Genomic DNA, 20,570 nt, shown 5'->3' on the forward strand with positions numbered 1-20,570 from the left:
TACGGAGAAAGGTGGAATTTCAGGTGAAGGCAATTCGAGTTGGACTACTAGGATTAGGAACAGTGGGGAGCGGTGTCGTTAAGATTATTCAAGATCATCAGGATAAATTAATGCACCAGATCGGCTGTCCGGTATTAATACAAAAAGTGCTTGTGAGCAATCCCGATAAAAAAAGAGATGTGGATGTGGCAAGAGAGGTCTTCACAACTGAAGTATACGATGTGATTCGAGATCCAGAGGTCGACGTCATTATTGAAGTGATGGGCGGCATTGAAGAGACAAAACAATATTTAATAGATGCATTAAATGAGAAGAAGCATGTCATTACAGCCAATAAGGATTTAATGGCGCTATATGGCACAGAGCTTTTACATGTAGCAAAAGAAAACGGCTGTGACCTTTACTATGAAGCAAGTGTCGCAGGTGGGATTCCGATTTTGCGTACACTAGAGGAAGGTTTAGCCTCTGACCGCATCACAAAAATGATGGGAATCGTGAACGGGACAACGAACTTTATTTTAACAAAAATGAATGTCGATAAAAGTGCGTATGAAGATGTATTAAAAGAAGCGCAGGATCTTGGCTTTGCAGAAGCAGATCCGACGGCGGATGTAGAAGGACTGGATGCGGCAAGAAAGATGGCCATCCTGGCAAGACTCGGCTTTTCCATGAATGTAGACTTAGAGGATGTGAAAGTGAAAGGCATCTCTGACATCTCGGATGAGGACATTAATTTCAGTAAACGTTTTGGCTATACAATGAAGCTGATTGGAATTGCCCAAAGGGACGGAGAGAAAGTGGAGGTCAGCGTACAGCCAACTTTACTCCCTGATCATCACCCGTTATCTTCTGTCAACAATGAATTTAATGCTGTCTATGTTTACGGAAGTGCTGTCGGAGAAACGATGTTTTACGGACCTGGAGCAGGCAGCCTGCCAACGGCAACAGCTGTAGTCTCTGATTTAGTCGCTGTTATGAAAAACATGCGTCTTGGTGTGAATGGCAGTGGATTTATTGCACCGCAATTTGAGAAGAAAATCAAATCATCATCCGAAGTATTTGCTCAGCAATTTTTAAGAATACATGTGAGAGATCAAGTCGGAGCTTTCTCACGCATTACATCGATTTTTTCTGAAAGAGGCATCAGCTTTGAAAAGATCCTTCAGCTTCCTGTCAAAGGGCATGATGAGCTGGCTGAAATTGTGATTATTACACATCAGACATCAGAAGAAGATTTCTCAAATATCCTGCAAACATTAAACGATCTCGACGTGGTGGTTCAAGTGAAGAGCACGTACCGAGTAGAAGGGAACGGTTTAAGCTGATGAAGTGGAATGGACTCATTGAAGAATTTCAAGAATTTTTACCAGTAAACGAACAAACACCTAAACTAACATTAAATGAAGGAAACACACCGCTGATTCATCTCGCAAAGCTTTCCGAAAAACTGGGGATTGAACTTCATGTGAAAACAGAAGGCGTCAACCCTACAGGTTCTTTTAAGGATCGCGGGATGGTCATGGCTGTCGCAAAGGCAAAAGAAGAAGGTAATGATACGATCATGTGTGCATCGACAGGGAATACGTCTGCAGCAGCGGCAGCTTATGCGGCGCGCGCTGATATGAAATGTATTGTCATCATTCCAGATGGAAAAATTGCCTTCGGTAAGCTGGCGCAGGCTGTCATGTACGGAGCAGAGATCATTGCCATTGACGGCAACTTTGATGATGCACTTAAAATTGTCCGCAGCATCTGTGAAAAAGCACCGATCGCACTTGTTAACTCCGTCAATCCATACCGAATTGAAGGACAAAAAACAGCGGCATTTGAAATCTGTGAGCAGCTAGGCGGCGCTGCGCCGGACGTACTGGCGATTCCTGTTGGAAATGCGGGGAATATTACAGCGTACTGGAAAGGTTTCAAAGAATATCATGAGAAAAAAGGCACTGGACTGCCAGTCATGCGTGGTTTTGAAGCAGAAGGAGCTGCAGCCATCGTTCGAAATGAAGTCATTGAGCAGCCAGAAACAGTCGCAACAGCCATTCGCATCGGAAACCCTGCAAGCTGGAAACAAGCTGTAGCAGCGGCAGATGAATCGAACGGGAAAATTGATGAAGTGACAGATGAAGAAATTCTTCATGCCTATCAATTGATCGCACGTGAAGAAGGTGTGTTTGCAGAGCCAGGCTCTTGTGCATCAATTGCAGGTGTACTCAAACAAGTGAAATCTGGAGAAATTAAGCCAGGCAGTAAAGTCGTCGCTGTACTGACAGGAAACGGATTAAAAGATCCAAATACGGCGATTGATATTTCGCACATCAAACCGGTCACACTGGATGCAGATGAAGATCAAATTCTGGAACATTTAGAAAAGGCCGCACGCGTATGAGTAACGCCTCCATGCTTTTTTCAATCACAGTACCGGGAAGCACTGCCAACTTAGGACCAGGCTTTGACTCAGTCGGAATGGCGCTCAGCCGCTATTTAAAGCTATCGGTCTATGACCATGATAGCTGGCTGTTTGAAGCAGAAACAGATGTCGTGTCTGGTATTCCATCAGGCACCGATAACCTGATCTACCAAACAGCTAAAAAGGTCGCAGATGACTTTGGAAAAACACTCCCGCCTGTTCATGTCAAAGTGTGGAGTGATATTCCATTAGCAAGGGGGCTGGGCAGCAGCGCTGCTGCCATTGTCGCCGCTATTGAGCTCGCCAATCAGCTGCTTGAATTAAAGATGACCGATGATCAGAAGCTCTTTTTTGCAAGTGAGGTAGAAGGTCATCCAGATAATGCGGGTGCCTCTTTATTCGGTGGTTTACTCATCGGTCTTCATGAAGAAGACAAGACACATGCCGTTAAAGTGCAGCATGTGGATGTAGATGTCGTCGTCGTGATTCCTTTTTATGAAGTACTCACAAAGGATGCCCGTGATGTCCTGCCAGAGGATTTTTCCTATAAACAGGCCGTGAGCGCGAGTGCAGTGAGTAACGTCCTTGTCGCCGCCTTAATGACGCAGAACTGGCCGCTTGTAGGGGAAATGATGAATAAAGATTTATTTCATCAGCCATACCGCACGATGCTTGTCCCAGAGCTATCAAAGGTGGAGCACGTTGCTTCATTAAAAGGCGCGTATGGAACAGCATTAAGCGGTGCTGGGCCGACCATTTTGACCTTAGTGGAAAAAGGGAAGGGAGAAGCGTTGAAAGAACAGCTTGCCCAAAATTTCCCTCATTGTGAAGTAGATGTGCTGACGGTGCCGGTAGAAGGTGTCATCGTCGAGCATCATTCTGTGAATCAAATGAAGAACGTGCTATAAATGAGCACGTTCTTTTTTTATCCTTGTTTTTCACAACAAAAGCAGGGATTATTATTTAGAGAAGCGAACTATTTTTGATACATAAAAGGGGGAGATCTATTGATGAAGAAATTGATAACAGCAGAGGATTTAACACAAATCGTGTCTGTTTCTCATCCAGTCTATTCACCAGATGGAAAAAAGGCTGTTTTTACAAAAGTATCGGTGAATGAAAAAAAGGATGATTACAATATTCATTTATGGGTTCGAGATGAAGGGACAGGGGAGCTGTCACAATGGACATTCGATGATGGAAAGCATCATCAGCCAGTGTGGTCAAATGACGGGAAGCAGCTTGCGTTTATTTTGCAGAAGCCAAAGGAAGTCCCTCAGCTCGCACTCATTCAGAGCGATGGCGGCGGCATTCGTACTTTAACGAATATTCCTTACGGCGTATCTCATCCTGTATTTTCACCGGATGGAGCGTTCATTTATGCATCGGTCTCATTAAAACAAGAAGAATCTGTTCATGATGAAAAAAAGGAAGAGTGCGATGACTTTGCTCCGGCAGTATATGATGATTTGACTTATAAAGCAGATGGCAGAGGCTTTTTAGACGGGCGTCTGACGCAAATTGTACAAATCGATGTCTGCTCAGGGGAGGTAGAGACGGTTACGAGTGAGCAGCAGCATCATGTGAATCATGTCGTCTCTCCTTGCGGAAAGTGGCTCGCCTATATTCAATCCAACCCGCAGACGTTTTACATAAGTGATATCTGTCTCCTGTCATTAAAGGACGGTACATCCAAGAAAATCACCCAATCAACAGGCGCTTACTCGACCGTATCATTTTCTCCAAATGGAGAAAGCCTGTTGTACATTGGACACGAGCGTGAATTTCAGAATGCAACCTTCCCATCATTGTGGCTGTATGATCTGAAGGAGAAAAAGACCGTTCAACTGTCAGAAATGCTCGATATGTATGTTGGTAACTGTATGGCAGGGGATAGTGTCATAGGTGAAGCCAATCAGCTTCCGCAATGGACGAAGGATAGTCAGGGGTTTTATGCGCTTGTTTCTGATCAAGGGAGTACCGGGATTTATTATTTCTCTATTGAAGGCTTAGCCTATCCCGTTTGTTTAGAGGCAGAACATGTGACTAATTTCAGTCTTCATCCAGATGAATCAAAAATGCTGATGAGCCGTCTTTCACCTGTCTCGCCTAGTGAGCTGTATGAGCTGACTTTAGGGGAATCCTCACTCAAGCAAATCACGTTTGAGCATGATGACTTTCTAAAGGAACATGTCATATCCGAACCTGAACCAATTTCTTTCCAGTCAAAAGAAGGAGACGTTGTACATGGCTGGTTTATGAAGCCTGCTCAGATGGAAGAGGGGAAGACATATCCACTTATCTTAGAAATTCATGGCGGGCCGCATGCGATGTACGGTCATACGTATTTTCATGAATTTCAAATGCTCGCCGCTGAAGGGTATGCGATTGTTTACATCAACCCTCATGGCAGTCATGGATACGGACAGATGTTTACAGACCGGGTAAGAGGCAGCTATGGTGACGTTGATTATGAGGATGTCATGCTGGCTGTTGATCATGTGCTCGAAGCCTATGACTTTCTTGATGAAACAAGGCTTGGCGTAACAGGCGGCAGCTATGGCGGTTTTATGACCAATTGGATTGTCGGACAGACAGACCGTTTCCGTGCAGCTGTTACACAGCGTTCCATTTCAAACTGGATTAGCTTTTATGGCATCAGTGATATCGGCTATTTCTTTACAAAATGGCAGGTGGATGGGGATATTTATGATTCGGTTGATAAGCTATGGGATCGTTCGCCGCTAAAGTATGTAAAACAGGTGAACACACCGCTCCTCATCCTGCACAGTGATGAAGACTACCGCTGCCCAGTCGATCAAGGAGAGCAGCTTTTTGTGGCATTGAAGGAGCTTGGAAAAGACACGAGATTAGTCAAGTTTCCTAAGGCTTCTCATGATTTATCCAGAAGTGGCCACCCTGGGCAGCGTATTCAAAGACTGACCTTTATTCAAGAATGGTTTAGAGAGAAATTATCCTAATCAAAAAACGGCCCTGATTGGGTCGTTTCAGCGTGTAGACAAACCCTCGCATTCGGTGTCAGTCCTGCGTTCTCGTCCTTACTAGACCACAAAGGTTTTCTATCACGCTGAAAACAAGACAAAGGGCTAAAATTAGCCCTTTGTCAACAATTAAAAAACGACCCGGTAAGGGTCGTTTTCATGTCATATATGAATTAGAAAACCTGTTCAACTTCTACAACGCCAGGTACTTCTTCTAATAATGCGCGCTCAATACCGGCTTTCAATGTAATGGTTGAACTTGGGCAGCTGCCGCATGCACCAAGAAGGCGTAATTTCACAATGCCATCTTCAATGTCTACAAGCTCACAGTCTCCACCATCACGTAATAGAAATGGACGAAGTTTGTCCAGTACTTCCTGTACTTGGTCTTTCATTTCGACTTCAGTCATTAGATATAATCGCTCCTTTCACAACATATCACCATTATATTCATCTGGACGATAAAAATCTATTGATTGGTTTCAAAGTTTCCTTCTCATTATAGCACAATCTCATCTTGAAACAAAAAGTGATTTTGACTTTTTTCATACAGAAAATTCAGCTAAAATAAAGAAAGAATAGGGGGCTTGTCAAATGAACAAAACCGTTGATCTTTATGTATATGGAAGAGATGTCCTGTGCGCTAGCTGCGTGAATCTGCCTTCTTCAAAAGATACATTTGAGTGGTTAGATGCAGCATTAAAACGAAAATATCCAAATCAGCCGTTTCGCATCACATATATCGATATTGAGCACCCACCTGAAAACGAACGCCAAAAAGAATTATCTGAACGAATTCTTGATGATGAATTCTTTTATCCGCTTGTCCTTGTTGAGGATCAAATTGTAGGAGAGGGCAATCCGAAATTAAAAGATATTTATCAAGAAATGGAGAAATACGGGTACGAAGAGAGCAGTGAATGAGCTGTTCTTTTTTTAGGAAAATAAACAGAACAAACGTTCCTTTTTAGGTTGATTTAGAACGTTTGTTCGGTTATAATGAGATGAAAGGAGCGTGAGCATCATGAATTATTTACTAAAACAATCTCTTCATCAACAAATACCGATTGATATGATTTATATGAAGAAAAATGGAGAGTGCTCGAAACGAAAAATCATTGTACATCGTCAAACTGAACAGTTCATACAAGCGTATTGTTTATCGAAGAAGACGATCAGAACGTTTCGTAAAGACTGCATCCTTGCGCTTGCTCCTATCAAAGTGAACCATCCATCGGTACATGCCGTTTCATAATAAAAGCTCCTTCATTAGAAGGAGCTTTGAGAAAAAATTCACATCATTTTATCCATTGTGATGCTTGTACATCCAAAGAAGTCCAGATTTTAAGAGTCTTGGAACACGACCAACAAGTGGACGATCCGCCACTAGGCCAAAGCCGGCTTTTTTCCCTAAAGAGCCGAGTACGCCTTTTAACTTAAACTGCGGGTAAGCCTCAGGAAGCGGCTCGTTTTTCCAGCGTTTCTGTAGAGATTGCACAATTTGCTCTGCCTGTGCCTCGGCAAGCTGTGCACTTGGTGCATGCGGCAAGCTTGCGCAGTCACCTACGACATAGACATGCTCATCTCCAGGGAGATTGTGATGAGGAGTTAAGACGACACGGCCTTGTGCATCTTTTTCAACATCCATATCTCGCACGACTTTACTTGGCTGAATTCCTGCTGTCCACACGATGACATCTGCTTCAATTGCATCGTCATGGTTGTACACAACTCCTTCTTCAACCTTTGTAATATTGGCGCAGTTAATGATCTTTACATCGTTTTCTTCAAACCATTTTTGTACATATAAACTTAATCTTTTTGGGAAACTGGAAAGAATCAGTTCTCCGCGGTCAAAAAGAATGATGTTTAAATCAGAGCGGCTTTCACGCAGTTCACTGGCTAGCTCTACCCCGCTAAGTCCAGCACCGACAATGCCAACTGTTGCACCTGCGCTCAAATTGTTTAATTTGTTATACGCGTGTCTTGACTGATCAATGGTTTGAATGCTGTATGTATGTTCTTTCGCCCCAGGGACATTGTGATACTTGTCCTCACAGCCGAGTCCGATTACCGTATCATCATATGGAATAGGTTCACGGTCGCTAAATAAGATCTGTTTGTTTTCAATATCAATTTTTTCTACTTCCCCGTATTGAATATCCAGCTTTGGATGCTCTGGAAAAGATACTCGAATGTGATGATCAGAGATCGTTCCAGCAGCAAGTGCATAATATTCTGTTTTTAAACAGTGGTAAGGATTTCGATCAATTAATGTGATAGTAACATCATCAGGTAATTGATTTGGCAATAAGCGGTGGAGAACCCGCATATTCCCGTAACCTCCGCCGATCAAGACTAAATTTTTCATGACGATTCTCCTTTTCCCCCTAGACATTGAAAAACACTTATACTAAAAAACTTTAAGTTAAAATACCAAATAAAATTATATCGAATTTACTGTGAAACCACAATAATTGTTTCAAAATAACCTACATATTCATTACTTAGTCCTAAATAGTAAAACATTTTACGGGGAATAGGCGTAACGATTTATTGAAGCTCATGTTTTGACTAATAGAAGGAATTTCGGTAGGATAGTAAGGCAAATGTGAGGTGAAGCACAGTGTTTCCACTGATCGAATTTTGTGTAAGTAATCTTGCACAAGGGTCTCAAGAAGCAAAAGAGAAACTTGAAAAAGACCCAAACTTAGATGTAATGGAATACGGCTGTTTAAGCTACTGCGGCAAATGTATGGACTCCCCATTTGCGCTTGTGAATGGAGAATTTGTTTCAGGAGAAAATGCAGAGCAGCTAGTCGAGCGTATTTATGCTTTTATAGAGGAAAACGACATGTTTTAAATGCACCACATGGGTCATGAGGTGCATTTTTTTCATATATTCAGTTTCCATTTTTCAGGAGAAAATGTAGAAAGCGCATCCAATATGTTATGCTAATAAAATATCATTAAAATGAAGCATCACACGAGAGAAAAAGAGGCATATGCATAATAAAAGCCCTTTGCCATGGCAGCAAAGAGCTTCTATGTATGAAAAACGGGGGATGATAAGATTGTCTCCTGAATCGACTCCTTTTATACTATAAAGAAACAACATTTTTGGAGGACGCTCATGACATCATTTCAATTCACGAAAATGCACGGACTAGGAAACAATTATATATACGTCAATCAGATGAAGGAACAGCTTCCAGAAGAGCAGCTGTCAGAGATAGCGATCCGCGTTTCTTCTGTTTATACAGGTATCGGTTCAGACGGAATGATCCTCATTTGCCCATCAGATGTTGCGCCTGTGAAGATGCGCATTTTCAACAATGATGGATCAGAGGGGAAAAACTGCGGTAACGGTCTGCGTTGCGTTGCAAAATATGTGTATGAGCATCAAATCGTAACAGACACAACGTTCCAGATTGAGACATTGTCAGGACTCGTTGAGGCGACCGTTCATGTGCAGGATGGTCACGTTCAGTTAGTGACAGTTGATATGGGTAAACCTCGTTTTGAAAAAGAAGCGATGCCAATGCTTGGTGAACCGGCCAGTACAACGATCAATGAACCGCTTGATTTTGGCACGACGACCTTAAATGGAACAGCTGTTTCAATGGGGAATCCCCATATCGTTTTCTATTTAGAAGACATTGAACAGGCGCCGCTCGATTCGCTTGGGCCAATCATTGAAAAGCATGACATGTTTCCAGAAGGCGTCAATGTAGAATTTGTGGAACGTGTCAGTGAAACGGAACTGCATTTTCGCGTGTGGGAAAGAGGATCAGGGATTACGCAAGCGTGCGGAACAGGAGCATGTGCTGCGGCTGTATCAACGATTGTCAATGGACATGCGAAAAAAGAAACGGATATGACCGTTCATCTAGCTGGCGGAGACCTCATCATTCGCTGGAAAGACAATGACCATGTGCTGATGACAGGACCTGCTGAAACGATTTGTGACGGCACATTCTATCTCTAAACCATTTATTTGAGAAAAGGCAACATCACGTTTATAATTGAAAAGAAACATCCAGTCAAAAGGAGGGATGATCGTGAGTACACCAGTAACGATTACAGAAGCTGCTGCATTGCAGATTAAAGATATGATGAAAGAACATGAAGAAGAAAATGCGTTCCTGCGAGTGGGCGTAAAAGGCGGCGGCTGCAGCGGTCTTTCATACGGGATGGGCTTTGACCATGAAGTCTCAGAGAAAGACACGCAGTTCGAACAGCAGGGCATCAAGGTTCTTGTCGACTCCGAAAGCCTTGACATCATGAACGGCACCATCATTGATTTCAAACAATCACTAATGGGCGGCGGTTTCACGATTGACAATCCGAACGCGATCGCATCATGCGGATGCGGTTCTTCGTTCAGAACAGCCACGAATACCGGTACGCCGGAAGAGTGTTAGAATTTCAGTATCAATGAATTCTGTAAATCCATTTTGAATAAAAACCTCCTCAATTAGATTATAAATTTGAGGAGGTTTTTTTATGTTCTTTTTTAAAGGTGCTTAAAATTCTAACAAGGTTTTCAACAAGTCTATTTGAAATGATTAGATATAGCATGAGCATACAGTATGTTTCGTACGATAATTAGAATTCATTATTACACCGATTTGCTTTGAAATTCATTAAAATGTTTAGGTGAAAAATAATCCGCAATTTTTTAAAATTTCATTTGTATCAAGTACGGTTGCTTCTTCAATTCCTACATTATTCATTTTCATAAAAGATTGTACAGCTTGATAACCTACTGCATAGCCTGCAAAGGGTGATAATCCGACAGGTTGATATCCTTGTTCTTTTGCAATGTTATCACCAAACATATAACTACTGACCTCAGCAAACCCTTTCGTATATAAAGCGTCTTTAATCACTTCTTTTGAATATTCTAAGTCCTGTTGATCAAAAGAAGTGACCCAAGGTCCTAGCATCTTTTCACCATAAAGTTCTTTTGCAAATGATTCAGCTAAACCTTCTATAATTAAGTAATCTCCAACCGTTACATTTCCGTAATCCCATTCAAAATAGGAAAAACGAATATTATGATGGAATTCATGCGCAATTAGAGCGGGGATCCGTGGGATGTTATAAGAGTTCGGATATATTGAGCATTGGATAAATCCCGGAATTCCTCCAAAGCCACAATACCCTTTTTGTTGTTCTAGCTTTTTCGGATCAGCTATATATAGACCAAATCTCAATTCATCAGAATTTATATGAAGGTTGTGTTTTTTGATAAAATTCATACAATAGTTCAAGGTGGTATTTGCCATTTGAAGAGCTTGAATTTCTTGTAGTTTTTTTAACGCTTGTTTACCAGTTTGTGTTTGTGATACATCAAGATAGCCAAGCATATTGGTTGCCATGATGACATCATAGCCATTTTTTTGTGTAGCTTTTAACGGAACGTTTATCATATTCCACATCTTTTCAAAAGGTCTCATCATGTTGTATCGAAAAGAGTGTTCTTTATTTTCTTTCAGCGAAAACAATTTTTCGTATTGAGCGATTGTATCTTCAATGATGATGTTCATCGCTGGGACCTCTTTTCTGTTGATCAGCAAATACTTTCATGGCTTCACTCATGAATGAAGCCAAGCCCTCACCATATTGATCTATATTTTTTGTAAATCGTTCATCTTGAATATAAAGTTGACCTAATCCATAAAATGCCTCGAGGGAGTATTGAGTAAAGTGATGATTTAAAAATTCATACCATTCTCTGATGGCGGCTTGTACTTCTTTGGATTGAGGAGTGAGGTTGCGGAGGGATGCTAAGTTTTGAAAAACTCTATCCCATCTCAAAGATAAATCATGTTGTTCATCTTTCGACAATCGACTTAATTTGAAGTTCACGTTATCAATGGACTGATTCCCCCAGCGACAGCGAGCTTCTTCTTCATATTGGTTGAATTTCATGTTCATTCCCTTGAACCTCTCTTTATTTGTTAGGTGAATTTCTCCCGTTATATGTTTTAGCGTCTTGTCAATATTTTCAATCATTCTATCGAGTGTATTTCGTTTTTCCATCAACATTTTTCGTTGTAATATAAATGCTTCATGTTTATCAAATGACGGATTGTTTATGATTTCTTTTATTTCCTTTAAGTTAAATCCCAGTTCTCTGAAAAATAATATTTGCTGTAGTGTTTCAAGGTTTTCTTCTGAATAAAGCCGGTAACCAGCATCCGTGACTTCTTTTGGGGTCAACAAACCAATTTGATCATAATGATGAAGTGTACGAATACTAATATCAAACAATTTAGCGACTTCTTTTACTTTCATATTCAACACATCTCCTTATGATATTCACTATAAAGTATGACGTTACGTGAGGGTCAATAGAAAGGGATCAATGAAGGTGTAAAAAATGAAAAAAAGACACTCATTCAGCGTCTCTTTCTCAAATTGCTTCTTCTATTTTCAATAGTTCTTTATCCAAGACATCCACCAACTCTTGGGTGCTAAACATATAGATTACGACTTCTTTATTGCCATCTTCCACGTGGACTTCAATTTCAATTTTAATCTTTGCTGTTTTTTCATGGTATACCACTTCAAAAGTGCCCATTCTTTTCGTTTCGTTGTTTTTATTCATTTTTTGAACGTTGGTGAGTATCTGTTTGATTTCTTGATCACTCAGACCAGCATCTAAAATCGAAGTGGACACATGTGTTAAAAAAGGTTCTAGCTGATCAACATCCATATTCGATCCGGCAGCGAATTGAGCATAATGTTTGTTATAATCTTTTGCGAACACTTCTACTGAGCCGCCAATCATCAGTAACAAGCTCAAACTAATCATGAAACGCTTTATCATCTTTCCACCTATCCTTCATGACAATCTTCTACTTCTTATATCGGTTGAACCAATCAAACCTTCATTCATTCCATTCCTTCTTAAACAATTTGTAAATCGCTCAATTTTGTTACAGCTTGTCCTCACAACTGGCTATTTCCCCTCGAAAAGAGTATCATGAGAACCAAACATATACTGTCATCAGAAAAGAGGTTGCTGAGGTTTGAGTGAACAAATCAATTGCAGGAACTGTCATGAACTGATTCCGTATCGTTCAAAAACATGTCCATCTTGCGGGATAGACAAGCCGCTTCCGAAAAAGGAACGTGTGAAGGATCGGGTGATTTTGGTTGTGGCAGGAATTGTTGTGGTGTTACTTGCTGCAATGGTACTTGGAATGGCGAATGCCTATATTGGGATTTTTAAATAAACAAAAAAGGAGTTCCGCAGATGGAACTCCTTTTTTTGATCCGTTCTTATTTATTTTCAAATAAGCTTGTGGAATGAAGCGGCTGTACACGGGCTTTCGGGTCCATGTAAGCTTTCGCGTTGTTCACAGCAGTTGGTGCTTCACCAAATCCGCTTGCGATTAATTTGACTTTTCCTTCATACGTACAGATGTCTCCTGCCGCATAGAAGCCTTCGATGTTGGTTTCCATTGTGGATTTGACCACGATAGAGTTCTTTTCGATTTCAAGGCCCCATTGTTTGATTGGTCCAAGGGAGGAAACAAAACCGAAGTTGACGATCACGTCGTCCACATCTAGTACTTGCTTTTTATCGCCTTTCACTTCTTCAAGCACAATTTGTTCAATGCGGTCTTCTCCAATGAGCTCCGTTGGGACAAATGGTGTCAGCACATTGACTTTCGAGTTGTGCAAGTTTTCTACACTGTGCTCATGTGCACGGAATTTATCACGACGGTGAATAATCGATACTTCTTTTGCGATTGGCTCAAGCATCAGTGCCCAGTCAACCGCAGAGTCTCCACCGCCAAGAACAGCAACACGTCTCCCGGCAAATTGGTTCAAGTCATTGATGAAGTAATGCAGGTTGCTTCCTTCAAATGATTCTGCTGCATCTAGCTCAAGCTTTCTCGGTTGGAATGCACCGTTACCAGCTGTAATGATGATCGTTTTTGAATAATGAACCTCTTGATTCGTAACGAGTTTGAAGATACCGTCTGCTTGTTTTTCAACCGTTTCCACAGCTTGCTCTAAGCAAATGGTTTGATCAAATTTATCCATTTGTTCCTTTAAATTATCAATTAATTCTTGTGCGCGGATTTTTGGGAAACCAGCCACATCATAAATGTATTTTTCAGGGTAAAGAGCGGATAGTTGACCGCCGAGCTGAGGAAGGCTTTCAATGATTTTCACACTTGCCTGTCTCATGCCTCCGTAAAACGCAGTAAACAATCCGACTGGGCCGCCCCCGATAACGGTAATGTCATATACCTTAGAATCTTCTTGCATTCCTTAATCCTCCCAAATGAAAATTGTTATCACTATATCATATCATACCACATATCGTCGTTTGACTTGTTTTGAAAAACTTGTCGTTTTTTGATGCCGATGCTGTGAAAAGGGGAAAAAAGAGAGAAAGACCGTTTATCCTAAGGATTTTCAGTTTAAAGCCTTGAAAAAAGGAGCAGAACTCGCTATTATTGTTAAGGGAACTAAATATTAATTTTTTATGAATTTTTGTCGGATACGGTCAAATGCTTTCGTTTTTTGTAGGTGAAAGTTCAGATTTTCACATACTTATTTTTTTGTTTAAATTTCATAAAATGCCGCAAAGCGGTTGAGAATAACGATATGTAATTCTTTATCCGTTTTACAGCAAATTTAAAAAAGGTGGATGTGATTCCAGTGAATAAACCGAAAATCGTTGTATTAGGTGCAGGTTATGGCGGATTAATGACTGTAACAAGATTAACAAAACAGCTTGGCACAAATGATGCGGACATTACTCTTGTGAACAAGCACAATTATCATTACGAAACAACATGGTTACATGAAGCAAGTGCAGGTACTCTTCATCATGACCGTTGTCGTTATCAAATCAAAGATGTGATTAACAGTTCCCGTGTCAACTTTGTACAAGCAACAGTTGAAAGCATTAATAAGGAAGAGAAGAAAGTTGTGACATCAGATGGCGAACTTTCTTATGACTACCTTGTTGTTGCGCTTGGTGCTGTTCCTGAAACATTTGGTATTGCAGGACTGAAAGAATATGCATTCTCAATCTCTAACATCAACTCTGCTCGTCAGCTTCGTGAGCATATTGAGCTTCAATTTGCGACTTATAATACAGATGCTGAAAAGCGTCCAGAGCGTCTGACAATCGTTGTCGGCGGTGCAGGCTTCACAGGTATTGAGTTCCTTGGTGAGCTTGGAAACCGTGTACCTGAGCTTTGCAAAGAGTATGATATTGATCAAAAAGACGTGCGTATTATCTGTGTAGAAGCTGCACCAACAGCTCTTCCAGGATTTGATCCTGAATTGATCGACTATGCGATGAACTACCTTCAAGGTAAAGGTGTTGAGTTCAAAATCGGTACAGCGATCAAAGAATGTACGCCTGAAGGCATCATTGTTGGAAAAGACGATGATACAGAAGAAATCAAAGCTGAAACTGTTGTATGGGCTGCTGGTGTACGTGGTAACCCAATCGTTGAAGAAGCTGGATTTGAAAACATGCGCGGCCGCGTAAAAGTGTCTCCAGATCTTCGTGTACCAGAAAATGAAGATGTATTCATCATCGGTGACTGCTCATTAATCATCAATGAAGAAATTAATCGTCCATATCCACCTACTGCACAAATTGCGATGCAGCAAGGTGAAACAGTAGCGAAAAACCTTGCAGCACTAGTAAAAGGTGGCACGCTTGAAAGCTTTAAGCCAGACATCAAAGGAACAGTTGCTTCTCTTGGTGAACACGACGCTGTAGGTGTTGCGTTTGGTAAAAAACTTCAAGGAACAAAAGCTTCTGCAATGAAAAAAATCATCGACAACCGTTCATTATTCATGGTTGGCGGACCAGGACTTGTTCTGAAAAAAGGAAAATTCAAGTTCTTCTAAACCGATATAGACAAAAACGTGTATCCCTGTGGTACACGTTTTTTCATGTTTGACGGAATATTTTCTCACTTGGTACTGGACAGAAAAATATGTTATGATGAATTATCAGAAAATTTAGATTAAGGAGTGAGCAATATGAATGCACAAACGAAAGAAAAAAAGTCAACTTGTCAGTATTGTTCAGGTAAAGGATATTTTCAGTTATTGCTCGGCGGATCAGAAACATGTGAGGAATGTAAAGGGACAGGAAAGAAGCATTAATCTTACGGCTTTTTCCATTGATTGACTTCATCTCTATTTCCAAGTTAAACTAATGATGGGATATTTGGGGGTGGAGATGAAGTGATCAGTTTACCAGTCGTTATCATTTCAGTTATTTTATTTTTCGTGTTATTCTTTGGCATTGGCTTTTTGCTGAATATGCTGCTGAGAATGTCATGGATTATGGCAATTTTATATCCAATTGTATGCCTTTTCATTATCAATAATCAAAAGATGATCGCTTATGTAAGAGAACCAGGCATTGCTTTTTCCGGGATAGGAGACCGCATCGTTTCTCTTGCTGCGGCAGATATCATCATTTTATTAAGTGGTCTAATTGGTGCCATTGCCTCAGGTTTTGTCATCAATGCCCTTCGTAAAAGAGGCTATCAAATGTTTTAACTCACTTGTCTACACGCAAGTGGGTTTTTTTGTTTCTCCTTTGCATAGTTTCCATTTTGTTTGGAAACAAATAGATGGGTAGAGGAGTGACAAATAGAGATGAAAACATGGATGAAACGATTGTTCATGACAGGTCTGTTTATGCTTGCCTTGATGACAAGCTTTACGGGCATATCTGGCGTAGAACCAAGTGATCTCGCTGCATGGGTGAAAGAGACCGATGCCGGTAAGCACGTATCTTCTTTTTTAAAGCATCCAAAAAGGCAGACGATGGCGGTGAAAAGTGACGATTTGCGAGCTATTTCTCTCGAAGAAGCATTTAATTGGAACGATTATCCGAAGCAAAAGGTTGTCGCCACAGGTTATACAGCAGGTGTAGAATCAACAGGTAAGACGAAAGAACATCATGCATATGGCATTACATATTCAGGCGTCAAAGTAAAACGTGATTTATATTCAACCGTGGCAGCGGACCCATCTGTCTTTCCGATAGGAACTGTCCTGTTTATCCCCAATTATGGCTATGGTGTAGTCGCAGATACTGGGAAAGCGATTAAAGGTCATAAGCTTGATTTATATTATGAAACGGTTGATGATGTGTATAGAGAATGGGGTAAAAAAGTGCTGGACGTTTATGTGATTAAAAAGGGTGAAGGAACGCTGACAGAAAAAGACTTAAATCAGTTGAATGAAGCAGAATCGATGCAAGTGTTCCGGCAGCAGTTTCAAGCCAATAAAGAATAAAAAAGCTTTGGATCTCAAAAGGTCCAAAGCTTTTTCGTTTCTACATGAAGTAATAATCTAAGATGAGTGTGAGCAAGATTCCTGTTAAGCCGCCGAAGAAGACTTCAATCGGCTTATGCCCAAGAAGCTCTTTCAATTTCTTTTGCTTCTCTTTTTCTTCCGCATTTGGGAAGTTCTTTGCCTCGGCAACAAACCGGTTAAAATCTGTGACCAGTTTGTTCAGGACAGTTGCCTGTTCTCCTGCCTGTCTGCGAACACCTGTCGCATCAAACATCGTAATAATGGCAAAGATGGCGGAAATGGCAAAAATAGATGTTCCTAGCCCGTGCTCTAAAGCAACTGCTGTTGAGAGTGCTGTTACTGCTGCGGAGTGTGAACTTGGCATTCCGCCTGTGCTTGTAATGAGCGACCAATCTAGTCGTCTAGAAATGATAAATTGAATCGGTACTTTTACAAATTGTGCAAAAAAGATGGCTGCAAGGCTGGCAAGCAGCGGAAAATTCGTCAGTACGCTCATGAACAAGAAACATCCTCTCTTTAAGAAAAAATAACGTGCGAAATGATAAAGTATTTACCCTAGTAAGATAAAAAAATGATGGCAGTAAGAACTGTTGCCAAGTCCATGTTCATTATAACATTAAAGAAAGTAGATGTGGAACGAGGAGACCATGGACAGGCTGCTATAGATCGCTGCCGCTTTTTCATGATACCCTTCCGCGTGCCAAAATATAAATGTTCTTCAAGGGAAGACAGGCTGGCAATGATCGTATCAGCACATAAATTTTGATATAATAGAAGTTCCAATGTGAAATATGGAGTTCATTGAAGGAGCGTGTGATAAATATGTTTTTCTCGACAAATGAGTTGCAACATAAAGATACACTGGCCATCGGACTTTTTCAAAAGAGCCAATTATCAGGAAAAGCAAAAGAAATGGATGAATTACATGGAGGAAGAATCACTGAATTACTAAAAGAAGGCGATATTTCGTCTAAGCGAAATCAGCTTTCGAAATTTTTCCCATCCCCTGAAACCGGCATTAAACGTATTTATTTTGTCGGGCTTGGGAAGGAGTCAGATTACACGTTTGAAGAGGCAAAGGAAGTGTTTGCGCATTTATTTAAAAAGCTTCATCAAGATAAAAAGCAAGCAGTTTCGGTTTTGCTTGATACATTTACAGGAAAGGATCTGCCTGTTCAAGATGCAGCCCATGCCCTTTCTGAAAGCTGCCTTTTAGCTACATATGAATTACAAGATTTTAAACATAAAACGAATGAACCGGATCGCTTTATCGAATTTGTTTATGCAACAACGGATCATGATGCTGCCGAAATTCAGGCAAGTCTGAAAGTGGGCGAAGTCTACGGACAATCGGTCAATTCGGCTCGTACACTTGTGAATATGCCGCCGAACATGCTCACGTCCTCTGATCTTGCATCCTATGCGGCAGAGCTTGCTTATAAATATGAATTCGAGATTGAAATTTTAGATAAAGAACAAATGGAAGAGCTCGGAATGGGCGCTATTCTAGCCGTTAATAGAGGCTCAACAGAACCACCGAAGCTGATTGTATTGAAATATCAAGGCAAGGAAGAATGGACAGACGTCATCGGTCTTGTCGGTAAAGGGATTACGTATGATACAGGCGGGTATTCCTTAAAGCCAAGAGCAAGTATGGTGGGGATGAAAACAGATATGGGCGGCTCAGCCTCTGTTTTAGGGACAATGGAAATCATTGGTGAACTTCGTCCAGAGCAGAATGTCATTGCGGTCATCGCCTCAACAGATAATATGGTCTCAGCAGATGCGATGAAGCCAGATGACGTCATTGTCTCACTAAGCGGCAAAACAATCGAAGTGCTTAACACGGATGCAGAAGGCCGTCTTGTTTTAGCAGATGGTGTGACCTATGCGAAGCAGCATGGTGCCTCTGTGCTTGTGGATGTTGCGACATTAACAGGCGGTGTCATTGTGGCACTTGGGAATGAAACAACAGGCGTGATGACCAATAACGATGAACTGTATGCCCAGTTTAAAGAGGCATCAGAAGAATGTGGGGAAATGATTTGGCAGCTGCCAATCACCGAAAAAGATAAAAAACGAGTAAGAAACAGCAAAATGGCTGATCTGAATAACTCACCAGGTCGTGATGGTCATGCGATCATGGCAGGTGCATTCATTGGGGAATTCGCTGAAGACACCCCTTGGGTTCACTTAGATATTGCAGGAACAGCCACGACAGAAAAGCCTTCATGCTTTGGTCCAACAGGAGCAACAGGTGTGATGGTCAGATCATTAGCAACATTTGTGGAACGATTTGAACCGAAGAAATAACGACGGAAGCTCTGCCAACTGGCAGAGCTTTTTATGTAGGACATACGCCATTTGACGAAGTAAATTTTCTATGGTAACATACGTTGGTACTTTAATTATCTACTACATTAGTAAACTAAAGGATTTCGGAGGTTTCACCATGAATGCAGTTGTTTTAGCGGTTGTTTTAATGTTGATATTAAGCTTGCTGCGGGTCAATGTCGTGATTGCGCTGGCACTTGGCGCTTTAGCGGGCGGACTTGCAGGTGGATTAGGTCTAGGGGGAACAGTTCAAGCGTTCACTGACGGTCTTGGCGGAAATGCGACAGTGGCGATTAGTTACGCACTATTAGGTGCATTCGCAGCCGCACTGACGAAAACGGGTCTTCCTGATGCCATGGTCGAAGGAGCTGTGAAGCTTCTTGGAAAAGAAGGCGATTCAAGAAGAAAAACCTTATCAAAAGTGCTCATTATTCTGGTCATTTTGATCGTATCTTGTTTTTCTCAAAACGTTGTTCCTGTTCATATTGCCTTTATTCCGGTCTTAATCCCGCCATTATTAAAGGTGTTTAACGAGCTTCAAATTGACCGCAGACTGCTAGCATGTGTGATGACTTTCGGACTTACTGCACCATATATTTTACTTCCGGTCGGTTTTGGACAGATTTTTCACGGAATGCTTCGTGACAACATGAAAGATGCAGGTTTAACAGTGAATTTAGCAGACATTCCGTATGCGATGCTGATTCCTGTAGGCGGCATGGTTCTTGGCTTGATCGTTTCACTCTTTGTCTATCGTAAGCCAAAAACATATGAAAATCGTGACATTACGGATGTAGAAAAATCAGCATATACAAAAAAGAGCTTATTTTTTGCTGGACTTGCGATCCTTGTATCACTTATTGTTCAGTTATATCTCTCTCAAAGCCTTGGAGTCGAAGGGATGATCTTCGGTGCGCTTGCAGGCTTGCTTGTCTTGTTTGTAACGGGAATGATGAAACGCGATGAAGCAGATGCGCTGATTACATCTGGCATGAACATGATGGCATTTATCGGATTTGTCATGCTTGTTGCAGCTGGATTTGCCAATGTTTTAACGAAAACAGGAGATATTGAATCTCTCGTCAAGGCATCTTCTCAATTTATCGGAAACAGCCAAAGCTTAGCGGCCATTTTAATGCTACTGGTGGGTCTGCTAGTGACAATGGGCATTGGCTCATCATTTGCAACGATTCCGATTATTACGACGATTTTTGTACCGCTTTGTTTACACTTAGGGTTCAGCCCAATGGCGACTATTGCGATTATTGGTTCAGCTGCGGCTGTAGGAGATGCAGGTTCACCTGCAAGCGACAGTACACTCGGACCAACATCTGGACTGAATATGGATGGACAGCATCACCACATTTGGGGTACATGTGTCCCAACATTCGCCTTTTATAATATCCCGCTCGTCTTGTTCGGCTGGCTTGCGGCAATTATGCTATAAATGAAAAAAGGTTCCTTACTCATATAGAGTAAAGGAACCTTTTCTGATA

22 protein-coding genes and 1 pseudogene are annotated in these 20,570 nt (G+C 41.3%); 16 read left to right on the top strand and 7 right to left on the bottom strand.

Annotated features, from left to right (window positions below; genetic code table 11):
- Positions 1–23 precede the first annotated feature (23 nt).
- The 4 genes from ACRRMM_RS13160 to ACRRMM_RS13175 all read left to right on the top strand — a co-directional run bounded on the left by ACRRMM_RS13160 (position 24) and on the right by ACRRMM_RS13175 (position 5,391).
- The gene (locus ACRRMM_RS13160; RefSeq protein WP_017358915.1) at positions 24–1,325 is read left to right on the top strand and encodes a homoserine dehydrogenase; all 1,302 of its coding nucleotides are present in this window, start codon (positions 24–26) and stop codon (positions 1,323–1,325) included.
- Positions 1,325–2,389, top strand: coding sequence for a threonine synthase (gene thrC, locus ACRRMM_RS13165; RefSeq protein ID WP_041507721.1), 1,065 nt, complete (start codon positions 1,325–1,327; stop codon positions 2,387–2,389). Before ACRRMM_RS13160 ends, thrC begins: the two co-directional genes overlap by 1 nt.
- Positions 2,386–3,318 (top strand): homoserine kinase, encoded by a 933-nt coding sequence (gene thrB, locus ACRRMM_RS13170; protein ID WP_017358917.1) that lies wholly within the window; start codon positions 2,386–2,388, stop codon positions 3,316–3,318. Before thrC ends, thrB begins: the two co-directional genes overlap by 4 nt.
- A 102-nt stretch (positions 3,319–3,420) precedes the next feature.
- Positions 3,421–5,391, top strand: a complete 1,971-nt coding sequence (locus ACRRMM_RS13175; protein ID WP_428828589.1) for a prolyl oligopeptidase family serine peptidase — start codon at positions 3,421–3,423, stop codon at positions 5,389–5,391.
- 194 nt (positions 5,392–5,585) lie between these two features.
- On the opposite strand, the pseudogene ACRRMM_RS13180 reads toward ACRRMM_RS13175, so the two are convergent.
- Positions 5,586–5,885, bottom strand: a pseudogene (locus tag ACRRMM_RS13180) (NifU family protein).
- A gap of 121 nt (positions 5,886–6,006) precedes the next feature.
- Between ACRRMM_RS13180 and ACRRMM_RS13185 the strand changes: the two are divergent.
- Together ACRRMM_RS13185 and ACRRMM_RS13190 are read left to right on the top strand one after the other, a co-directional pair.
- On the top strand, positions 6,007–6,336 hold the full coding sequence (locus ACRRMM_RS13185) for a YuzD family protein (protein ID WP_008346819.1): 330 nt from the start codon (positions 6,007–6,009) through the stop codon (positions 6,334–6,336).
- Between the two features lie 100 nt (positions 6,337–6,436).
- The gene (locus ACRRMM_RS13190) at positions 6,437–6,667 is read left to right on the top strand and encodes a hypothetical protein (protein ID WP_017367979.1); all 231 of its coding nucleotides are present in this window, start codon (positions 6,437–6,439) and stop codon (positions 6,665–6,667) included.
- Between the two features lie 48 nt (positions 6,668–6,715).
- Here the strand turns inward: ACRRMM_RS13190 and ACRRMM_RS13195 are convergent, their stop codons facing one another.
- Positions 6,716–7,783, bottom strand: a complete 1,068-nt coding sequence (locus ACRRMM_RS13195; protein ID WP_057079128.1) for an NAD(P)/FAD-dependent oxidoreductase — start codon at positions 7,781–7,783, stop codon at positions 6,716–6,718.
- Between the two features lie 255 nt (positions 7,784–8,038).
- On the opposite strand from ACRRMM_RS13195, the gene ACRRMM_RS13200 reads away from it, so the two are divergent.
- The 3 genes from ACRRMM_RS13200 to erpA all read left to right on the top strand — a co-directional run bounded on the left by ACRRMM_RS13200 (position 8,039) and on the right by erpA (position 9,836).
- Entirely contained in the window at positions 8,039–8,275 is a 237-nt protein-coding gene (locus ACRRMM_RS13200; protein WP_008346813.1) for a YuzB family protein, read from the top strand.
- A gap of 270 nt (positions 8,276–8,545) precedes the next feature.
- Entirely contained in the window at positions 8,546–9,400 is an 855-nt protein-coding gene (dapF, locus tag ACRRMM_RS13205; RefSeq protein WP_007500427.1) for a diaminopimelate epimerase, read from the top strand.
- A 73-nt stretch (positions 9,401–9,473) separates the two neighbouring features.
- Complete coding sequence (gene erpA / locus ACRRMM_RS13210) at positions 9,474–9,836, top strand: iron-sulfur cluster insertion protein ErpA (protein ID WP_017358921.1); 363 nt, start codon at positions 9,474–9,476, stop codon at positions 9,834–9,836.
- 231 nt (positions 9,837–10,067) lie between these two features.
- Here the strand turns inward: erpA and ACRRMM_RS13215 are convergent, their stop codons facing one another.
- From ACRRMM_RS13215 to ACRRMM_RS13225, 3 genes are all read right to left on the bottom strand, one after another.
- On the bottom strand, positions 10,068–10,964 hold the full coding sequence (locus tag ACRRMM_RS13215; protein ID WP_407974482.1) for a DUF2268 domain-containing protein: 897 nt from the start codon (positions 10,962–10,964) through the stop codon (positions 10,068–10,070).
- Positions 10,948–11,715 carry a MerR family transcriptional regulator gene (locus ACRRMM_RS13220; protein ID WP_017367975.1) on the bottom strand — a complete coding sequence of 256 codons (768 nt, stop codon included), beginning with the start codon at positions 11,713–11,715 and terminating at the stop codon, positions 10,948–10,950. The genes ACRRMM_RS13215 and ACRRMM_RS13220 overlap by 17 nt, the downstream gene beginning before the upstream one ends.
- A 118-nt stretch (positions 11,716–11,833) precedes the next feature.
- A complete protein-coding gene (locus tag ACRRMM_RS13225) occupies positions 11,834–12,250 on the bottom strand; it encodes a hypothetical protein (RefSeq protein ID WP_017358924.1) in 417 nt (138 codons plus the stop codon).
- Positions 12,251–12,452: 202 nt separating this feature from the next.
- On the opposite strand from ACRRMM_RS13225, the gene ACRRMM_RS13230 reads away from it, so the two are divergent.
- Positions 12,453–12,659 carry a hypothetical protein gene (locus ACRRMM_RS13230; protein WP_008346803.1) on the top strand — a complete coding sequence of 69 codons (207 nt, stop codon included), beginning with the start codon at positions 12,453–12,455 and terminating at the stop codon, positions 12,657–12,659.
- A 46-nt stretch (positions 12,660–12,705) separates the two neighbouring features.
- On the opposite strand, the gene yumC is transcribed toward ACRRMM_RS13230, so the two are convergent.
- Positions 12,706–13,704, bottom strand: coding sequence for a ferredoxin--NADP reductase 2 (gene yumC, locus ACRRMM_RS13235; RefSeq protein WP_007500433.1), 999 nt, complete (start codon positions 13,702–13,704; stop codon positions 12,706–12,708).
- A gap of 390 nt (positions 13,705–14,094) precedes the next feature.
- Here yumC and ACRRMM_RS13240 point away from each other — a divergent pair, with 390 nt between their 5' ends.
- The 4 genes from ACRRMM_RS13240 to ACRRMM_RS13255 all read left to right on the top strand — a co-directional run bounded on the left by ACRRMM_RS13240 (position 14,095) and on the right by ACRRMM_RS13255 (position 16,719).
- Positions 14,095–15,312: an NAD(P)/FAD-dependent oxidoreductase gene (locus ACRRMM_RS13240; RefSeq protein WP_162149727.1), complete on the top strand. Its 1,218-nt coding sequence runs from the start codon at positions 14,095–14,097 to the stop codon at positions 15,310–15,312.
- A gap of 135 nt (positions 15,313–15,447) precedes the next feature.
- The gene (locus ACRRMM_RS13245) at positions 15,448–15,573 is read left to right on the top strand and encodes a YuiA family protein (protein ID WP_008346797.1); all 126 of its coding nucleotides are present in this window, start codon (positions 15,448–15,450) and stop codon (positions 15,571–15,573) included.
- Positions 15,574–15,654: 81 nt separating this feature from the next.
- The gene (locus ACRRMM_RS13250) at positions 15,655–15,975 is read left to right on the top strand and encodes a YuiB family protein (RefSeq protein WP_003212933.1); all 321 of its coding nucleotides are present in this window, start codon (positions 15,655–15,657) and stop codon (positions 15,973–15,975) included.
- A gap of 99 nt (positions 15,976–16,074) precedes the next feature.
- On the top strand, positions 16,075–16,719 hold the full coding sequence (locus ACRRMM_RS13255; protein WP_065460986.1) for a 3D domain-containing protein: 645 nt from the start codon (positions 16,075–16,077) through the stop codon (positions 16,717–16,719).
- Positions 16,720–16,759: 40 nt separating this feature from the next.
- Here ACRRMM_RS13255 and ACRRMM_RS13260 read toward each other — a convergent pair whose 3' ends face one another.
- A complete protein-coding gene (locus ACRRMM_RS13260) occupies positions 16,760–17,236 on the bottom strand; it encodes a divergent PAP2 family protein (protein ID WP_008346791.1) in 477 nt (158 codons plus the stop codon).
- 326 nt (positions 17,237–17,562) lie between these two features.
- On the opposite strand from ACRRMM_RS13260, the gene ACRRMM_RS13265 reads away from it, so the two are divergent.
- Positions 17,563–19,053: a leucyl aminopeptidase gene (locus ACRRMM_RS13265; protein ID WP_206115701.1), complete on the top strand. Its 1,491-nt coding sequence runs from the start codon at positions 17,563–17,565 to the stop codon at positions 19,051–19,053.
- Positions 19,054–19,192: 139 nt separating this feature from the next.
- Positions 19,193–20,521, top strand: a complete 1,329-nt coding sequence (locus ACRRMM_RS13270) for a Na+/H+ antiporter family protein (RefSeq protein ID WP_008345907.1) — start codon at positions 19,193–19,195, stop codon at positions 20,519–20,521.
- Positions 20,522–20,570: the final 49 nt, after the last annotated feature.

This window comes from Bacillus sp. XT-4, from assembly GCF_050864245.1.
Taxonomy (GTDB): domain Bacteria; phylum Bacillota; class Bacilli; order Bacillales; family Bacillaceae; genus Bacillus; species Bacillus altitudinis.